This is a genomic window from Terriglobia bacterium (assembly GCA_020073085.1).
GTDB lineage: Bacteria > Acidobacteriota > Terriglobia > JAIQFV01 > JAIQFV01 > JAIQFV01.
The window spans coordinates 31,287-47,965 of sequence record JAIQFV010000028.1 but is presented as its reverse complement, the minus strand read 5'-3'; the positions used below and the strand labels follow the sequence as shown (position 1 = coordinate 47,965).

Here is a 16,679-nt window from a genome sequence, read left to right as displayed (position 1 = left end):
AAATCCCGGAACGCATTCGAATGAACTCAGGTCTTGAGGGAGAGAATGGAGATAATGGCGGGATGCCGGCACTTCAAAATGAAGAGGGACAGTCACCGGCTTCCTCCTGGTTGCGGGTGACTGTCCCTCTTCATTTGCTGCTGATGATTTATTTATGAGGCGTCGGTCGCGGGTGGTGGTGTGAAGAGGGGTTTCCACCTCTTGATCAAGATTCGCCGTCCAGAAGCCCTCCTCGCGAATGATCGATTTGAAATTCCACAATGGCCTTACAGGAGGGACACTTCGCACTGAGCCTGCCGCCATCCAGCCCGACCGCGGCGAGTTTGAAACGGCCCTGACAGCTCGTGCACAAGATCGACAAGTATCCCGCCGCGTCCCTGGACACCCACACCGACGCCGTCTTGCCTTCAGTGGACTGCGGTCGAAGGGGAGATGCCGCTATAAGCTCTATGATCTTGTAACACAGTTGGTCGATCGTGAAGTCGCCTTTGTACAGAAACGCATCAGCAAATATTCCGGGCAATCCCTCTTCTCTCTTGAAACTGGAACTCATGGCAATCACAGGAATATTGGGGAACTTTTGGCGAACCGCCGCCAGGAGTTCGTATCCTGACATCCGGGGCATATGCAAGTCCGAAATGATCACATCGGGCAGTGGCTCCACCAGAAGCTTCAACGCCTCTGAGCCATTTTCTGCCGTCACGACCTCGTAACCCTCTGAGGTCAGAATCGTAGACACAGCATCCCGGAACGACGCGGAGTCATCGGCGATGAGAAGTCTAAATGGGGAGGGCATTGGCACGTTCCCTCCGGTTCAGCGATTCACCATGAGGAATTCAGTGTTTGAAGCTCGTTGAACCAGTTGGTCGGGGGACTGTCCGAAATCCAGCTCTAACAATCACCGACGCGGCCTCTCGTTAAAGGCCTTTTTTTATCCAGGCACTCAGGTCGCTACCTATCCTGACAGCGCTTCCCTGTGCCTCTTCTGATCGACCCGTGAAGGTCTTCACAATCTATTGCATGTTGAGCCTATCAGGCTTAGGGTTGCAAGTCTGTCCAATATTGCTCAAACTCCAATTTTTTCATACGGCTGCACACGAGCCGCGGGCAGGGGATTCGCGCAGGACGCGGAACCCTTAGTCGTGAAGGACAATGTTGAGGAGTGAGTTGTGAACCTTTAATCCGCCGTTGTATTCAATGAACCCCAGCTTCCTGAATTTGTTCATGAAGTAACTGACCCTCGACCGGGTGGTCCCGATCATATCCGCCAGGGTCTCCTGGCTGACCTTCGGGATCAACACCTCAGAGGTATCGACCTTGCCAAACTGAGCCAGCAACAGCAAGACCCGGGCCAGCCTTCTTTCGCTGGAATTGAACAATTGATCCACGAGGTCCTCTTGAATACGAATGTTGCGCGTCAACAGGTAGTGAATGAAAACCTCAGAGAACTTGCGTTCCTTTTGGAGCATTCGCAGCATCGACTCCCTGGGGATGCGCGCAATGGCTGATTCTTCAATCGCGGTGGCCGTCTCCATACGCTTCAGCTGCCCATTCAGGCAGGCCTCGCCAAAAAACCCTTCCTCGCCGAGCAGGGCGATCACGGCTTCCTTTCCACGGGGTGAGAAAACCGTCAGCTTCACTTTCCCCTTTTGGATATAGTAAACGGCATCCCCGGGATCTCCCTGAGAAAAAATCACTTCCTTCCGCCGGTATGGCGTTACACTTCTTCCTTCACCGACTTCGGCAAGAAAAGCCTTTGCGGTAAAAGCCTTATTTCGCTTCGGTCCCATTTGCCCGCCTCCTTTCCAACCTCCAGGGCGCAGGATTGCTGCCTTTTCTAAGTTCCTGCGCGCCCTTGTCACCCGCCTTGGGTTCTGGGACGCCCGTGACAATCGGGCGGCAAATCACGATACCATCCCCGGTTGCTTCATTTTGCGCCATCGACACTCCTCCGCGTGAAGTTCCGCGAGGGACAATCCACGACGCACTACGCCTTTAGCGTAGCATCCTCAAATTCCAAAAGCTGTTCAATATTGCACACATTGGCAAATGTGCCGCGCAGATGCTTTTAGTCTACGGTCGGTTGGGGGACCTTTCGCGCTACGGGACCGTGAAGAAGAATGTTGATGATTGAGCCGTGAACTTTCAAGCCACCGTTGTATTCAATGAACCCCAGCTTCCTGAATTTATTCATGAAGCAAGTGACCCTCGACCGGGTGGTCCCGATCATTTCCGCCAGCATCTCATGGCTGATCTTTGGAATCAACAGATCATACTTTTCACCGTTTCCAAGGTGCGAAAGAAACAACAAGGCCCGGGCCAGTCGCTTCTCGCTGGAATTAAACAGGAGATCGGCCAGGTTTTCTTGGATTCGAGCATTGCGGGTCACCAGGTAGTGGATGAAGAGGGCTGAGAATTCAGGCTTGCTGCTGAGCATGCGCAGCATCGATTCCTTGGGGAGTCGTATAATTTCCGATTCTTCGAGCGCGGTGGCTGTCGCAATGTGACTGGTTTGTCCTACCAGGCATCCCTCCCCGAAAAAGTCCTCCTTCCCCAACAACCCTACAACTCCTTCTTTCCCATCACCTGAGATGACCGTCAGCTTCACTTTCCCGTTTTGAATATAATAAACCGCCTCTCCGCGGTCTCCCTGCGTGAAAATGATTTGCCTCGGCCGGCATTTCAAAACACTTTTTCCGTCACCGAATTCGACGAGGAAAGTCCTCGTATTGAAGTTCGAGTTACGGTTGCGTGGCATTGCCGACCCCCATTCAGATCGCATGCCCTCGAGTTTTGGGCCGTTCCGAAATGCTCCGCGACCTTGAATTAAATCCGGCGGGGAAAAAATTCGCTGGAGCGAAACGAGAGGAGCCAAATCCCATCCCCACCGAACCCAAGCCTTAAGTGGACGCGGCGATCTGGTCCTTTCAGCGCGCAACGGTGCACCTCGCGCCCGGGTGGAATAAGAACTCAAACTTATTCAACCCGACTTCTCTTCTCAATTTGCCGATAGCGAAGGACCACGTCCCTCACCACATCTAAGGATCAGAACCACGTGCAAGAAAAGGTTTAAAAAAAGAAGTTTAAATGCGCTGGGATTGGATGAGGGATCGTGTGATTCAATCTTTGCAGTCATTCCACCGCCAAATTCCTCCTTTTTAGCCTCCGTCGTTGTCAGGGTGTTTTGCAGGCATCGTTAAGGTATGCCAAATCCGTCTCAACCTCAAGAATTCTCAGTATAACCGGTCCACAGTCAACTAAGGCGGAACAAAACCTTCCCGCTAGGGACCCCAAGAACCCCTTGCAAGCAGGAAATATCTCGTCCCTTGTATGGATCAAATTCTACATAGGCCGTGGCAGAAGGTCAACGTTTTTTGGCCCGAATTCCGATGTTGAACGCCGTGATCAATGTCTGGGGAGGGCTCGACTCCCAATGCGGGAGACTGTTCGAGCATGGCTTCTGTCGCTTCAGGCCCGGAGGGGAGCGCGTCTGGCGGCGCGAAGAAAAAGCCATTAAGGGCGGACAAGATGTTGATTCGATGATTCCCAAGGGGGGATACCATTCAAGCAAGGGAGCTGGCGCCTTAGGCCCGGAGGGCCCTCCGGGCGAGAGCAGGTCCCTTCCTCGAAAAGCGTGGACCGCTGGCTATCGCAATGGGGTAAACGCTCAAATCCCCCTACTCATACCTGAGCGCCTCCATCGGATCGATCCGGGTCGCACGACGGGCCGACAAGTAGGCGGCGGACAGCGCTAACAGTGCCAGGAAGAACGCGATCGCTGCAAAGGCCAGCGGATCCTGCGGGTTGAGGCCAAAGAGCAGAAGTGAACTCAGCCCGAACGGGAGAGTTGTCAGTGCATGCGAGGCCAGGGCCGAGGCGGCCAGGCCGATACCCGTTGCGATGCCCACCAGCTTCAGGGTGCGCCCCAGGATCAACCCAAGAACGGAAAGCGGTCTGGCGCCCAGGGCGATGCGAATCCCGATCTCACGGGTCCGTTGGGTGACGGCGTAAGCGATGGTGCCATAGATGCCGACGCTCGCCAGCAGGAGCGCGAGGCTTCCGACGCCCAGCGCCAACAACGTGGCAATCTTCGAAGGAAGCCGTTGAAACCAGAGCGCATCATCCATGCCGTGCACCGAGGCCAACGACGGGAGGTTCTTGTCGATGGATGCGGCCGCGCCCAGAATCAGCGGAATGGAGGAAGAGGTCTCTCCCCTCGTCCGAACGAACACATCGGCGAGGGGCGCATCCGGTGCGGCCGGCAGGTAGAGATAGAGAGGCTCGACGCGTCCTAAGACAACAGTGCAGGCGTCCCGCGCGACGCCGATCACCTCCAGGGGGGCGTGCGTCTTCCCTGTCAAAACAATCTTCCCCAGGGGATTCTCGTCAGGCCACAAATGCCGCGCCGTGGATTCTGTGACGATCAGGATAGATGCACGCCGGGCCAGGTCCGCCGCCGTGAAATCGCGCCCCTGAACCAAGTCGATCCCAAGAACTGTAAGAAACCCGGGCGAAATGTGGTTATCTGACGTGTGCTCCTCGGCCTTTCCAGCGACCGAGATCGTGTTGGCGCCGGCGCCCAGCAGGGGCACGTGGTCCGCAAAGGCAACTCCCGTCACCGCCGGAAGCGCAGACAGTTTCTCGGCAAGCTGCTCACGTAAGGCGGCCGCATGCGCGCCGTCATACCCGAGATTCTCCATGCCGGAGAATTCAATGTCGATGACATGGTGCGTCTCCAGGCCGGGAAGGGTGGCCTGTCCGCGCACCATCCCGCGCGCCAGCAACGCGGCATTGATCAGCAGCACCAGGCTGAACAGCACCTGCGCCGCGATGAGCGCATCGCGCACGCTGACGAGCAGCCAGCGCCGGCCCGTCGTCCACTGCGCCACGTGATCCTGCATCGCGTCCCGCAAATCAACGCGTGAGGAGGAGACCGCTGCCAAGATGCTGAAGAGGATGCCCGCCATGGCAGACACCGCAACGGTCCCCGCGAGCACCCGAATATCCGGCGTGAAGCGAAACGTGAAAACATACAGATCGGTGAACCTGAAGATGATGTGTTCTTGAATCTCCAGCCAGATGAAATCGCACAACCATGGAGCCACCGTCAGCGCCAAGGCGCCCGCCACAAGACCAAGCAGGACGCCTTCGGTCAGCAGCTGTCGCACCAGCCTGCCCCGACTTGCCCCCAGCGCTGCGCGCACAGCCAGTTCCTTGCGACGCGCCGCCGCACGGGCGAGAAACAGGTTGGCAAGATTAGCGCACGCAATCAGCAGGACCATGCTGAAGCACGCCAGCAGCAGGAACGACAGGGCCCGGAATTGAGGGTTGTTGGGCTCAATGAAGTAAGCCGGGGGATCGGCCTTGACGGCAGAAGTGACGGGTTCCAGGAGTGCTCTTGTCTCGAACTGCTGCACCAGGACCGTCAACACAGCCTGCGCCTGCCGAGGTCGGACCCCTGCCTTCAGCCGGCCGACCAGCCTCAAACGAGGCTCCTCCGGATGCGCGGTCCGGTTTCGGCCCGGCTCGACCATCGCCTCCATCGGCAGCGGGACCCACAAGTCAGGAGGCACGGGAGGGAGGCCGGTTCCAACAAAATCGGAGGGGGCGATCCCAAGGATCGTGAACGGTGTGCCATACACCAGAACCGTTTGGCCCAGCACCCGAGGGTCCCCATGGAAGCGGCGCTGCCACGAGGAATAGCTGAGGACGGCGACCGGTTCTCCGGATGAGGGCCCCCGCAGGGTGAACGTTCGGCCTGCTATCGCATCCGCGCCGAGAACAGAGAAGTAATTTTCGGACACCCGCTTGATGAGGATCTGCCGGGGGCCTCCGTGGATCGCCTGGTCGAGGTCAGGGAGCTGGGCCAGGACCGTATCATATTCGGCCTCCGCCACCACCCCCTCGAACACGGAGTTGTGTTCACTGAGGTGCCGGAACTCTGCGTTTGAAAAAGCCTCGCCCGAGCCGCCTTTGCGGAACTCCCGCTTGAGGAGGACAAGGCCGTTCGGGTCTTTAACGGGAAGCGGCCTCAGGGCGAGTGCGTTGTAGGTCGTGATGACCAGCGCCGTCCCGATGACACCGACGGCCAGCGTCAGGATGGTGGTGAGGGCGAAGGCTGGGCTGTGTCGAAGAGAGCGGCCGGCGTACCGGAAATCCACGACCAGTTCTTCAAGATACCGGACCCGGCGCGTGTCGCGGCACTCCTCCTTCCGCTGTTCCAGTCCGCCCATGGCGCGCAGGGCGGCGTGGCGCGCCTCTTCAGGGGACAAGCCCCGCGAAAGGTATTCCTCGGTTTTCAGCTCGATGTGATATCGAAATTCGTCCTCCAACTCCTGTTCAACCTGGCGCCGGCGGAAAAGCGAACGCAACCTCAAAGGCACGGTGTACAGCCAGTGTTCCAATCGCATGTGGACTCCCCTTAAGAGTCAACCGCGCTTACGCCTGCTTCAGTTTCACGACCAGCGAGATGGCGGCCGAGAGGCGGTTCCAATGGTGCGCTTCCTTTTCGAGCTGTCTCCGGCCGAGCCGGGTGAGGAAATAATACTTGGCGCGACGGTTGTTCTCGCTTGCCTTCCACTCGGATTTGATCCAGCCCTCCTGCTCCAGTTTATGCAGGGCCGGATAAAGAGAGCCATCGCTCACCTGCAGGACGTCGCGCGACACCTGCTTGAGACGCTGGCTGATTGCAAACCCGTTGAGCGGCTCCAGGGCGAGGATCTTCAAGAGAAGCAGGTCCAGGGTGCCTTGTACCAAATCAGGTGGTTTGCTCATATACTCTCCTCGGTTACCGAGTGCAGGATACACGAACTCCCCTCGGTAAGCAAGGGGAACGGGCATTTTTCCGGAGGGACGGTCCGCGGAAGGCGCCAACGCGATCCCGCTCACCTCCTTTCCATCTTCCCATACCGCCGTGGAAGCCCCCGGTGAGAGTGCTGTGGAGCGGGAGGGCTTGGAGGGGAAATTGAATCGGCCCAATCGCCCTGATTCAACAAAGGGGAATGACTCGAAGGCATTATTCCCCGGCTCGGTCGAACCGGGGTCCTAGACCTTGGAGGAAAGCTGGCGTTTGATGCCCTGGATGGCGGCCTCGTGGCGGCGGTAGAATGTCCACTGCTTGATCCGCTTGGACTTGAGAAAGCCGGCGTGCGACAGGATCTTCAGATGCTCACTCGCGGTGGGCTGGCTCACGCCGAGCTTTTGCGCAATCAGGACACCGCACACCCCGTCCTTCACCAGATCGCCATCCCTCTGGGGAGGAAAATTCGCCACCGGTTCCTTGAGCCATTCGAGGATCTGGAGCCGTCGCCGGTTTGCCAGGGCTCGCAGGACGAGTTCAAATTTCATATAGACAATTAGCCAACTGCCTAAGTATAATGCCCTCCCCTGGCCAATGCAATATCAAAAACACCGGGATGAGATAGTTACCAAAACCCCGGAGAGCGGAGCCGCCATGAACCCATCGACGATAGAGCCGGATGAAATCCGCAGCGTGAACCAGCTGATTCGACCGCATGTCCGCCGTACACCGTCGATGGAGGTTTCGGGAGCGGAACTCGGTTTGGGGCCCCATCCACTGGTTCTAAAGCTCGAGCTGTTTCAGCACACCGGATCCTTCAAGGTGCGCGGGGCCTTTACCAACCTGTTGCGGCGCGAGGTCCCCCGGGCCGGAGTCGTCGCCGCCTCGGGGGGAAATCATGGGGTGGCCGTGGCCTACGCCGCCATGAAACTCGGCAAGCCGGCCAAGATCTTTGTGCCCGAAGTCGCGGCACCCTCAAAACAACAGCGCATTCGGGACTTCGGGGCCGATCTGGTGGTGACCGGGGAGCGTTATGCCGATGCGCTGGCCGCCAGTGAAGCGTGGGTAAAGAGCTCAGGTGCCCTGGCCATCCACGCCTATGACCAGCGCGAAACTTTGCTGGGACAGGGCACGCTCGGGCTGGAATTCCAGCAGCAGGATCCCCGGCTCGATTCGTTGCTTGTGGCGGTCGGGGGCGGCGGATTGATCGGCGGAATCGCTGCATGGTATGCCGGGAGCATCAAGCTGATTGCGGTGGAACCGGAGCAAGCGCCCACCCTGGACTGGGCCCTCAGGGCGGGCTGCCCGGTGGATGCCCCGGCCGGGGGCATCGCCGCTGACTCGCTCGCCCCGAAACGAGTCGGCGAACTGATGTTCCCGATCGCGCAGAAGTACGTTGAACGCGTCGTGCTTGTCTCCGATGAATCCATCAAGCAGGCGCAGCAGACGCTCTGGGATCATTTGAGGATCGTCGCGGAACCCGGCGGCGCCGCGGCACTCGCGGCGCTTCTGTCCGGTCAATATGCGCCTGAACCCCGAGAACGGGTCGGAGTGGTCATTTGCGGCGGTAACACGGAGGCCGTTCGATTTCCATCGCCTGCGGCGGACCGCTGATCGCCCACCAGGAAAACACCATGTCTGTCTACGAGAAGTTGAAGGGTTAGGGACAGACACCTTCTCTTAAGTAACTTCGCACCATGGCGACAAGGCAGGTGTCTGTCCCTCTTTTTGTACAGAATTCGAAAGGACCATTAAATAACAGGAGAACTTCATGTCCGTTTACAGGAGAACTTCATGTCCGTTTACGAGAGGCTGAAGGAGATGAATATTACACTTCCTCCGCTTTCAGCGCCTGTGGCCGCTTTTGTGCCGTTTGTCCAAGTCGGGAATCTTCTGTTCCTTTCCGGCCATATCGCCAAGAAGGACGGAAAACCGTGGAGTGGAAAGGTGGGTTCGGAAATTGCGGTGGCGCAGGGACAGCAGGCCGCCCGCGCCGTTGCGATCGATCTTCTGGGCACTCTGCACGCCGCCGCTGGAGATCTGAATCGCATCCGGCGAATTGTCAAGCTGATGGTCCTGGTGAATAGCGCCCCCACTTTCACGGAACAGCACCTGGTGGCCAACGGGGCGTCCGAATTGATTGGAGAAGTTTTCGGAGAAAGGGGCGCCCATGCCCGAAGCGCGTTCGGCGCTTCACAAATTCCCTTCGGCGCCTGCGTCGAGATCGAGATGATCGCCGAAGTCAGGTAATCGACTTGTGATCAGGCGGGGTGGCTGCGCCGTCAGCTTCTCTGTCCTGCCGAGGCAGCCAACCGGGCCTGCATCTCGCGCGTGAGATGTGGCACGAGGCCCACCATCCGCTCGATCAGCATCAGTTGCCCGCGGTGGTGCATTTCATGTTCCTTGACCGAAATAACCATCTCGAAGCGGCTCTTGAACGGAGGCGTCATTCCCTGACGCATCTCCACACGCTCGGCCAGGAAACTGTCCGTCAGTCCTTCGAGCCAACCCGCCCATTTCTCGCCGGAACTGCGGAGCATCTCAAGCACCTGGTCCTTGCTCCGCGGCAGCTTCTCTTCGGCCGTCAACCGCTGCATGAGCGTTGGAAAGTCAAATCCCTCAATCGAGGTTCGGTGTTCCTGGGCGTGAACCTGGTACTGAAAACTGTATGCCAGCGAAATGTGCGCCAACAACTCAGCGACACTGCGCGTGTTGGGGGCAGGTCGAAAACCATATTTTTCTGCTGGAATTTCCTGGGCAATGGTCATCGTGTTCTTTCGGACGGTGCGAAAACTCTCGGCTAACTCCTTGGGTCCATAGTAATTCACGCGATTTCTCCTTGGGTCAACTGACCTGAGCTCTACTGAAGATTGGATGGACTCAAAGTATACCATGCGGCGGGTGCCGCAGGCATGAAAAACCCATGAGTCGGAACCAATGCATTTACAGCCCCGATCCACACGCCGTCGGGTGCCGCAGGCATGCGTCCCTTGCATGCCTGCGTTTCTCCACCAACCCCCCCTCATTCGCAGGCATGAAAAACCCATGACTCGGAACCAATGCCTTTACAGCCCTGATCCACACGCCGTGGGGTGCCGCAGGCATGCGTCCTTTGCATGCCTGCGCTTCTCCACCACCCCCCCTCCATTCGCAGGCATGAAAAACCCATGCCTGCGGCACCCCGATTGATCGGGTTCAAAATAATCTGAACACCATTACGACTCCCCACGTATTTAAGACAAGTCGCTGGCCGCATTCCATCGCGGGGGAGAGTTCATGCAAAATCTATGGCAGGACCTTCGGCACAGTGTTCGTCTGATTTTTCGCAATCCCGGCTTTGCAGCCCTGGCGGTGCTGGTGCTGGCTTTGGGAATCGGGGCCAACACCGCTATCTTCACGTTGATCAACAACCTCATCCTGCGACCGATGCCTCTTGAAAAGCCGGAGCAACTGGTGGGTTGTTTCAGCAAAGACACTCAGACTCCCAACACCTTCCGCGATTTTTCTTATCCCAATTATGTCGACATCCGGGACAGCAACGGGGTATTCAGCGACTTGACCGCCCATTCGGTGGCCATTGTCGGCATCACGGAAGGAGACACCACACGCCGGGTGATTTCGGAGATCGTTGCTTCCAACTACTTCAAGACCCTGGGGGTGAGTCTTTGGAAAGGCCGCCCGTTTACTCCGGCCGAAGAGAAGCCTGGGGCCGGCATCCCCGTGGTCATCGTCAGCTACGATTATTGGCGCCGCGCAGGACAAGACCCGGATTTCGTCGGCAAGAGCCTGTGGATCAATGGCAGGGCCCACACCGTCATCGGCATTGCCCGCGAGGGTTTTACCGGCCGGACGATGGTTGCGGCGTCGGGGGTGTGGCTGCCGCTGGGAATGTATGAGGCCGCCGTGAACGACTTTGAAGGGGTGAGGCGCCCCCTGGCCGATCGCAACCACTACAGCGTGCTTCTGGTGGGACGGATGAAGCCCGGCGTCACCAGCGCCCAGGCTGACCGTCAACTCGCCCTGCTCTCCGCGCAACTCGAAAAGACCTACCCCCAGGAAAATGGACATCAGACCATCATCACGCACCGCCTTAGCCGCTTCTCCATCAGCACCAACCCGCAGGATGAATCCGAATTGAGCGGGATTTCTATCCTGCTGGCAGCCCTGGCCGCCCTGGTCCTCCTGATCGCCTGTTTCAATCTGGCCAACATGATGCTCGCGCGCGGAACCTCCCGGCGAAAGGAATTTGCCGTCCGGCTCGCACTGGGCTGCGGTCGTCGTCGCATCCTCGCCCAGTTGCTCACCGAGGGTTTCCTTCTTTCGGTGATGGGGGCTGCTGTGGGTTTGTTGTTCGCCGTTTGGGCCACCCGTCTTCTGGTGTACTCGCTGAACTCCATCTCCCCCATCACCATTCTCCTCCACACCACCCCCGACATCCGCGTGTTTGCCGCCATGCTCGGATTCTGTCTATTCAGCACCGTCATCTTCAGCCTCGGACCCGCTTTGAAAGCCGCGCGGCCGGATGTGGTGGCTTCTCTCAAAGAGTGCACGGGTGAGGATGCAGACGCGGGACGCGGACGCCGGATTTTTTCATCGCGCAATTTGTTGGTTGTGGGACAGCTCGCTTTATCCTTGATGCTGTTGACCGTCGCGGGACTGTTCGTGCGTGGGGCACTCAAAGCCGGTCACGCGAATCCGGGGTACAGTTTGGAGAACGGCGTTTTGGTTGAGCTCGATGCCGGCCTTGTCGGATACGATGAAGCCCGGGGCCGGCAGCTCTACCGCCGGATCCAGGAAAGATTATCGGCTCTCCCGGGAATCGAATCGGTCAGTGCGGCGGCGACCGTTCCGTTTGGCATGGTTTCATTGGGTCGTAGTGTTTTGAAGGCGGAAGACGCTTCGCGCAGCCGGGCGGAGGATCGCAACCAGGTCAAAACCGTCTCCGCGCGCTTCAACATCATTGGAAGCGATTATCTTCGTACCCTGGCCGTGCCCCTGCTCCGGGGGAGAACCTTCAGTGCGGGGGAAGAAGAACCGGGAGCAAACACACCGGTCGCTATGATTGACGAGTCGCTCGCGAAGACACTCTGGCCGGGAGAGGATCCGCTCGGCAAGCGCATCGCCTTCCAGACCGAGGACACCCGAAAAGAGAACCCCATGATGGAGGTGGTGGGCGTGGTGCCCACGCTGACAGATTCCTTATTGGGCATCAAAAACGGTCCGCATGTCTATGTTCCTTTCGGACAGGCCTACCAGTCCAACATTCATTTCCACCTCCAATTGTCGGCGCCCAGCCCGAGTGCCGAGGCTTCCCTCATGCGCGACATTCGGCGCGAAATCCACCTGGCGGACGAGCATCTTCCGATCCTGAGTTTGAAAACGATGCGCACCCAGCTGGATCAGAGCATGGACATGTGGCTGTTCAGCACAGGAGCGAGAATGTTCTCGTTGCTGGGTGGACTGGCCCTGTTTCTGGCCGTCGTGGGAGTCTATGGCCTGAAGGCCTATACCGTGGCGCGCCGCACGCGTGAAATTGGCATTCGAATGGCGCTGGGCGCGACCATGCATGACACCCTATGGATGGTACTCAGAGAAGGGCTGTGGTTGACCTTGATCGGTACCGGACTGGGTTTGACACTGGCCCTGTTGACCGGACGTCTCCTCGCCAGCATGCTCTATGAGGTGAGTCCGATGGATCCCGTCGTTCTTGTGGCCGCGCCACTCGTTCTGACCGCCGTGTCCCTGCTGGCGTCTTACATCCCGGCCCGACGCGCCGCCCGCGTCGACCCGATGGTGGCCCTGCGGTATGAGTAGATTGCTTTGGTCGCCTCGCCGGCGTTTTCTGCCGGCGGGGGCTCTTCCCTTCATTTCGTGCTCAACTGCTGGTTCTGTGCATCCCGCTCGCAAAAGCCCCCCCCCGCAAACACCCGCGGGGAGGGCACCCAAACTTTCTTCACCGCGATGCTTTGGTAGCCTCGCCGGCGTTTTCTGCCGGCGGGGGCTCTTCCTATCAATTTGCGCTCAATCCCTGGTTCTGTGCATCCCGCTCGCAAAAGCCCCCCCCGCAAACACCCGCGGGGAGGGCACCCAAACTTTCTTCACCGCGATGCTTTGGTAGCCTCGCCGGCGTTTTCTGCCGGCGGGGGCTCTTCCCTTCATTTCGTGCTCAACTGCTGGTTCTGTGCATCCCGCTCGCAAAAGCCCCCCCCGCAAACACCCGCGGGGAGGCTACCAAAACATTCCCCATTGCGATGCTTTGGGATCGCCACACTGGCGGGGGAATGCCTCCCCAGCATTTTCAAGAGGCAACTTTCGCAACTTTTTGCAATACTCGCAGTCTAATCAATGAAGGCGAAGTGTCGTTCCCGCTGTGCCTCGGCCCTCCACTCACTTGGCTCGAAGAGGAGAACGATGGACACTCTCTGGCTAGACCTCAAATTCGGCTCTCGCATGATGCGCAAGAACCCGGGTTTTACCGCCGTGGCGATTTTGACCCTGGCGCTGGGCATCGGCGTGAATACGGCGATGTTCAGTGTAGTTCGGGCTGTGCTGCTCCAGGCGCTCCCATTTAAGAACCCTGAAAAAATCGTCATGTTATGGATGCGCTTTACCGGAATCGGGATTCCGAAAGATCGCAATTGGGTTTCCGCTCCGGAGTTTACGGACTTGCGTCAATACTCGACCTCTTTTTCGGGGATCGCTGCGATCAGCGGCGTCAGCCTCAACATCAGTGGCGGGGATCGCCCGGAGCATGTCAGTGGAGCCGCCGTCTCCGCGAGCTTTTTCCCGGTCCTGGGTGTGCAGCCGAGCTTGGGACGCGCCTTCCGTGCGGAGGAGGAAACGCCTGGCCGTGACAATGTCGCCATCGTCAGTCACGGCTTGTGGCAGCGACTGTTCGGCTCGGAGGTCAACCTCTCTGGGATAACGCTCAATGTGAATGGCCGAAGCTTTCAGATTGTGGGCGTCATGCCCCAGGGCTTCAGTTTCCCGGAAAAAGTGGAGATGTGGACGCCCCTGGCGTTCAGTCCTGCAGACCTCTCGGCGGACAGCAGAGGGAGCCACGGCCTGTTGGCCATCGCAAGAATCCGCGACGGCATCTCGATGGAAACTGCCCAAGCGGACATGCAACTGGTCTCGCAGCGGATCATTGCGGGGGCGCCGAACTACCCGTATCAGCGGTTCGGCTTCCGGGTGATCATGAATCCGTTGCTCGAGGAAATGGTGGGTGACATTCGCCCGGCGCTGCTGATTCTGATGGGTGCGGTCGCATTCGTGTTGCTGATTGCCTGTTCGAACGTGGCTAACCTGCTCCTGGCCAAAGCGGCGACCCGTGAGCGGGAGATCGCCATCCGGACGGCCCTGGGGGCGGGCAGGCGCCGCCTGGTAAGGCAACTTCTGGCTGAAAGCGTCCTGTTGTCTCTGTGTGGCGCCCTGGTGGGACTGCTGCTGGCCGTGTGGTCCCTGCGGGTTCTTGCTCACCAGGCTGTGAGCGTGCTGCCGGGAATAGGGCAGGCAAGGCTCAATCTTCCGGTTCTGGGTTTCACCCTGGCGGTGGCGGTGATCACCGGGATCCTTTTCGGGTTGTGGCCCGCGCTGCACGCATCATCCGGTTTCACTCATGAAGCCCTGAAAGAAGGCGGACGGACCGGCACCCTGGGAAGAGGGCGTCAGCGCTTGCGCGGCGCGCTTGTGGTGGCTGAAGTGGCGCTGTCGCTGGTGTTGTTGGCCGGCGCGGGCCTTTTGATCCGGAGTTTCTTGCGCCTGCTGCGGGTGGATCCCGGGTTCCGTCCGGAAAATGTGTTGACCTTGAACGTCTCGCTGCCGGACACGCGCTACAGCGACCCGGTGAAGATTCGCAATTTTTATCGCGAACTCACGCGCCGCGTGAATGGGCTGCCGGGAGTGGAGTCGGCCGGAGCGATCGGGGCACTCCCTCTCAGTGGTCAAGGCAGCTCCGGAACAACGACCATCGACACTGACGCCGTGTCTGCGGATCGCCGGACACCGGAAGCGGACTTCCGGCCCGTAACACCCGGTTTGTTTCGGGCCCTCGGCATCGACCTCGTCCGTGGACGCTATTTTGACGAGCGGGATTCGGAGACCGCCAGCCCGGTGGCCATCATTGATGAGTCCATGGCCAAGGCCTTCTGGCCGGATCAGGACCCCATTGGCAAGCGTCTCCACCGCGGCGGGCTGCGTTCCAAGGCTCCATGGATGACCGTTGTCGGAATGGTCCGCCACGTCCAGTACCAGAGCCTTGAATCCTCGACGCGCGTGCAAGTGTACTGGCCGGAGGCGCAGAACCCCTGGCCCGATCTCAGCCTGGCCATTCGAGCCGCAAAGGATCCGCGCGGCCTGGTGAGTGCAGTGGAACAACAGGCGCTGGCCATCGATCCTGAAGAGCCGGTCTATGCGGTGCGTACGATGGACGAACTCGTGGCGGCTTCCATGGCCCAGCGGCGGCTCGCCATGCTGTTGCTTTCACTCTTTGCCGCTCTCGCGCTGGTGTTGGCCGCCGTGGGGATTTACGGGGTGATCACTTATACGGTGGAACAGCAAACCCGGGAGTTGGGGATCCGCATGGCCTTGGGCGCGGGCCGTTTCGTGTTGCTGCGCATGGTTCTTGGACACAGCCTGGTGCTGATCCTGGGGGGCGTGGGTCTGGGGCTCGTCGGCAGTCTTCTCTTCACCCGGCTCATGAGGGGCCTGTTGTTCAACATCAGTGCCTCTGATCCGGCGACGTTTGCATTGGTCGCCGTCACCTTGCTTGGCGTGGGTCTCGTGGCCGGGTACGTCCCCGCTTATCGAGCGACGTTGGTTGATCCTATTGAAGCCCTCCGCCAGGAGTGATCGAAGGCCGGCGGCGATGCTTTGGTAGCCCCGCCTGCGCTCTTTGCCGGCGGGGGCTCTTCCCCCTCAAGGAAGCTCTGGGCTTGGGCAACGACCTGTTGGAATCTGGCCCTATTATTTCCCGAAAGGAAGGGTGAGTTCTAATGGGCGAGATCGCTCTCCAGGTCCGTAGTATCCAATTCGAAGACATGGTTGTCGTAGTCGAAGAAGTACAACGAACTATCGGATCGGGCCAACTGGAACTCCACCTTCATTTCCTTGAGTTTTTCGGCCGTGGATTGAAGCGTCGCCTGGGTGACGTGAAACGCGATGTGATCCCCCGTACGCGGCCGCTCGATATCGGCCTGCACTAAAGCAAACCATGTCCGGCCCAGCCTGACAAAGGTTTCGTCATGGCCTTCCAAATCGGTACGTCGCACGATCTTCACGGCGAACAATTTCTCAAAAAGCGCCGCTGTACGGGAAGGGTCCCGAACGACCAGCGCAACATGCCCTATCGCATCAAGCATGAGTCCTCCTGAAAGCTAACGGCCCGGCGCTAACCCGCGCCGAGCGAGGGTTGTCGATTGTGGGTGGCTGAACCCTTTTTCTTCTTGAGTCACTTTCACTCATCACTATAGTTTCTCATCTTTTATAATACAACTTGAACAATGGTCAGGCGGATGCCGGAAGACAAAGCCCGGGGTGCCGCAGGCATGTGCTCTTTACATGCCTGCGCTTCCATGCCGATCTCAGGCGCGCCACCACCATGTCTCCGATGACCATGTCCGCAATGGGGGTGCCGCAGGCATGTGCTCTTTACATGCCTGCGGTCCCCTTCAATAGCCCTCCGCGTCATCGAACGCCATCCGTCGCAGGCATGAAGAAACCCATGCCTGCGGCACCCCAAGGATTGAATTCGGGTAACATCCCGCCTTCATCATTCCAGTCCAACCTGAAACCCGCCAAGACTCAGGAGTCGCGATCAATGCATTTACAGCGCCGATCCACACGCCGTGGGGTGCCGCAGGCATGTGCTCTTTACATGCCT

The 16,679-nt window shown here is 58.9% G+C and carries 12 protein-coding genes; 4 read left to right on the top strand and 8 right to left on the bottom strand.

The genetic code is table 11. The annotated features are described in order from the left end of the window. Positions 1 to 205: 205 nt before the first annotated feature. The 6 genes from LAO21_19990 to LAO21_19965 all read right to left on the bottom strand — a co-directional run bounded on the left by LAO21_19990 (position 206) and on the right by LAO21_19965 (position 7,347). Positions 206 to 796 (bottom strand): response regulator, encoded by a 591-nt coding sequence (locus LAO21_19990; GenBank protein ID MBZ5555004.1) that lies wholly within the window; start codon positions 794 to 796, stop codon positions 206 to 208. Positions 797 to 1,136: 340 nt separating this feature from the next. Next, a complete protein-coding gene (locus LAO21_19985; GenBank protein ID MBZ5555003.1) occupies positions 1,137 to 1,790 on the bottom strand; it encodes a Crp/Fnr family transcriptional regulator in 654 nt (217 codons plus the stop codon). Positions 1,791 to 2,068: 278 nt separating this feature from the next. Beyond that, on the bottom strand, positions 2,069 to 2,758 hold the full coding sequence (locus tag LAO21_19980; GenBank protein ID MBZ5555002.1) for a Crp/Fnr family transcriptional regulator: 690 nt from the start codon (positions 2,756 to 2,758) through the stop codon (positions 2,069 to 2,071). 919 nt (positions 2,759 to 3,677) lie between these two features. Continuing rightward, positions 3,678 to 6,410 (bottom strand): ADOP family duplicated permease, encoded by a 2,733-nt coding sequence (locus LAO21_19975; GenBank protein ID MBZ5555001.1) that lies wholly within the window; start codon positions 6,408 to 6,410, stop codon positions 3,678 to 3,680. A gap of 28 nt (positions 6,411 to 6,438) precedes the next feature. Then, positions 6,439 to 6,774, bottom strand: a complete 336-nt coding sequence (locus tag LAO21_19970; protein MBZ5555000.1) for a PadR family transcriptional regulator — start codon at positions 6,772 to 6,774, stop codon at positions 6,439 to 6,441. A 270-nt stretch (positions 6,775 to 7,044) separates the two neighbouring features. Next, the gene (locus tag LAO21_19965; GenBank protein ID MBZ5554999.1) at positions 7,045 to 7,347 is read right to left on the bottom strand and encodes a helix-turn-helix domain-containing protein; all 303 of its coding nucleotides are present in this window, start codon (positions 7,345 to 7,347) and stop codon (positions 7,045 to 7,047) included. A gap of 106 nt (positions 7,348 to 7,453) precedes the next feature. On the opposite strand from LAO21_19965, the gene LAO21_19960 reads away from it, so the two are divergent. Both LAO21_19960 and LAO21_19955 read left to right on the top strand, forming a co-directional pair. After that, positions 7,454 to 8,413, top strand: a complete 960-nt coding sequence (locus LAO21_19960) for a threonine/serine dehydratase (GenBank protein ID MBZ5554998.1) — start codon at positions 7,454 to 7,456, stop codon at positions 8,411 to 8,413. Positions 8,414 to 8,593: 180 nt separating this feature from the next. Continuing rightward, the gene (locus tag LAO21_19955; protein ID MBZ5554997.1) at positions 8,594 to 9,049 is read left to right on the top strand and encodes a RidA family protein; all 456 of its coding nucleotides are present in this window, start codon (positions 8,594 to 8,596) and stop codon (positions 9,047 to 9,049) included. Between the two features lie 32 nt (positions 9,050 to 9,081). Here LAO21_19955 and LAO21_19950 read toward each other — a convergent pair whose 3' ends face one another. After that, the gene (locus LAO21_19950) at positions 9,082 to 9,627 is read right to left on the bottom strand and encodes a DinB family protein (GenBank protein MBZ5554996.1); all 546 of its coding nucleotides are present in this window, start codon (positions 9,625 to 9,627) and stop codon (positions 9,082 to 9,084) included. Between the two features lie 448 nt (positions 9,628 to 10,075). On the opposite strand from LAO21_19950, the gene LAO21_19945 reads away from it, so the two are divergent. Together LAO21_19945 and LAO21_19940 are read left to right on the top strand one after the other, a co-directional pair. After that, positions 10,076 to 12,613, top strand: a complete 2,538-nt coding sequence (locus tag LAO21_19945) for an ABC transporter permease (protein ID MBZ5554995.1) — start codon at positions 10,076 to 10,078, stop codon at positions 12,611 to 12,613. A 636-nt stretch (positions 12,614 to 13,249) separates the two neighbouring features. Continuing rightward, positions 13,250 to 15,649 (top strand): ABC transporter permease, encoded by a 2,400-nt coding sequence (locus LAO21_19940; protein MBZ5554994.1) that lies wholly within the window; start codon positions 13,250 to 13,252, stop codon positions 15,647 to 15,649. A gap of 140 nt (positions 15,650 to 15,789) precedes the next feature. On the opposite strand, the gene LAO21_19935 is transcribed toward LAO21_19940, so the two are convergent. Next, on the bottom strand, positions 15,790 to 16,158 hold the full coding sequence (locus tag LAO21_19935) for a VOC family protein (GenBank protein MBZ5554993.1): 369 nt from the start codon (positions 16,156 to 16,158) through the stop codon (positions 15,790 to 15,792). Positions 16,159 to 16,679 lie beyond the last annotated feature (521 nt).

Bases quoted from the DNA above. Each gene is read 5' to 3' on its own strand.
- LAO21_19990 (MBZ5555004.1), bottom strand. From the start codon at position 796: ATGCCCTCCCCATTTAGACTTCTCATCGCCGATGACTCCGCGTCGTTC.
- LAO21_19985 (MBZ5555003.1), bottom strand. From the start codon at position 1,790: ATGGGACCGAAGCGAAATAAGGCTTTTACCGCAAAGGCTTTTCTTGCC.
- LAO21_19980 (MBZ5555002.1), bottom strand. From the start codon at position 2,758: ATGCCACGCAACCGTAACTCGAACTTCAATACGAGGACTTTCCTCGTC.
- LAO21_19975 (MBZ5555001.1), bottom strand. From the start codon at position 6,410: ATGCGATTGGAACACTGGCTGTACACCGTGCCTTTGAGGTTGCGTTCG.
- LAO21_19970 (MBZ5555000.1), bottom strand. From the start codon at position 6,774: ATGAGCAAACCACCTGATTTGGTACAAGGCACCCTGGACCTGCTTCTC.
- LAO21_19965 (MBZ5554999.1), bottom strand. From the start codon at position 7,347: ATGAAATTTGAACTCGTCCTGCGAGCCCTGGCAAACCGGCGACGGCTC.
- LAO21_19960 (MBZ5554998.1), top strand. From the start codon at position 7,454: ATGAACCCATCGACGATAGAGCCGGATGAAATCCGCAGCGTGAACCAG.
- LAO21_19955 (MBZ5554997.1), top strand. From the start codon at position 8,594: ATGTCCGTTTACGAGAGGCTGAAGGAGATGAATATTACACTTCCTCCG.
- LAO21_19945 (MBZ5554995.1), top strand. From the start codon at position 10,076: ATGCAAAATCTATGGCAGGACCTTCGGCACAGTGTTCGTCTGATTTTT.
- LAO21_19940 (MBZ5554994.1), top strand. From the start codon at position 13,250: ATGATGCGCAAGAACCCGGGTTTTACCGCCGTGGCGATTTTGACCCTG.
- LAO21_19935 (MBZ5554993.1), bottom strand. From the start codon at position 16,158: ATGCTTGATGCGATAGGGCATGTTGCGCTGGTCGTTCGGGACCCTTCC.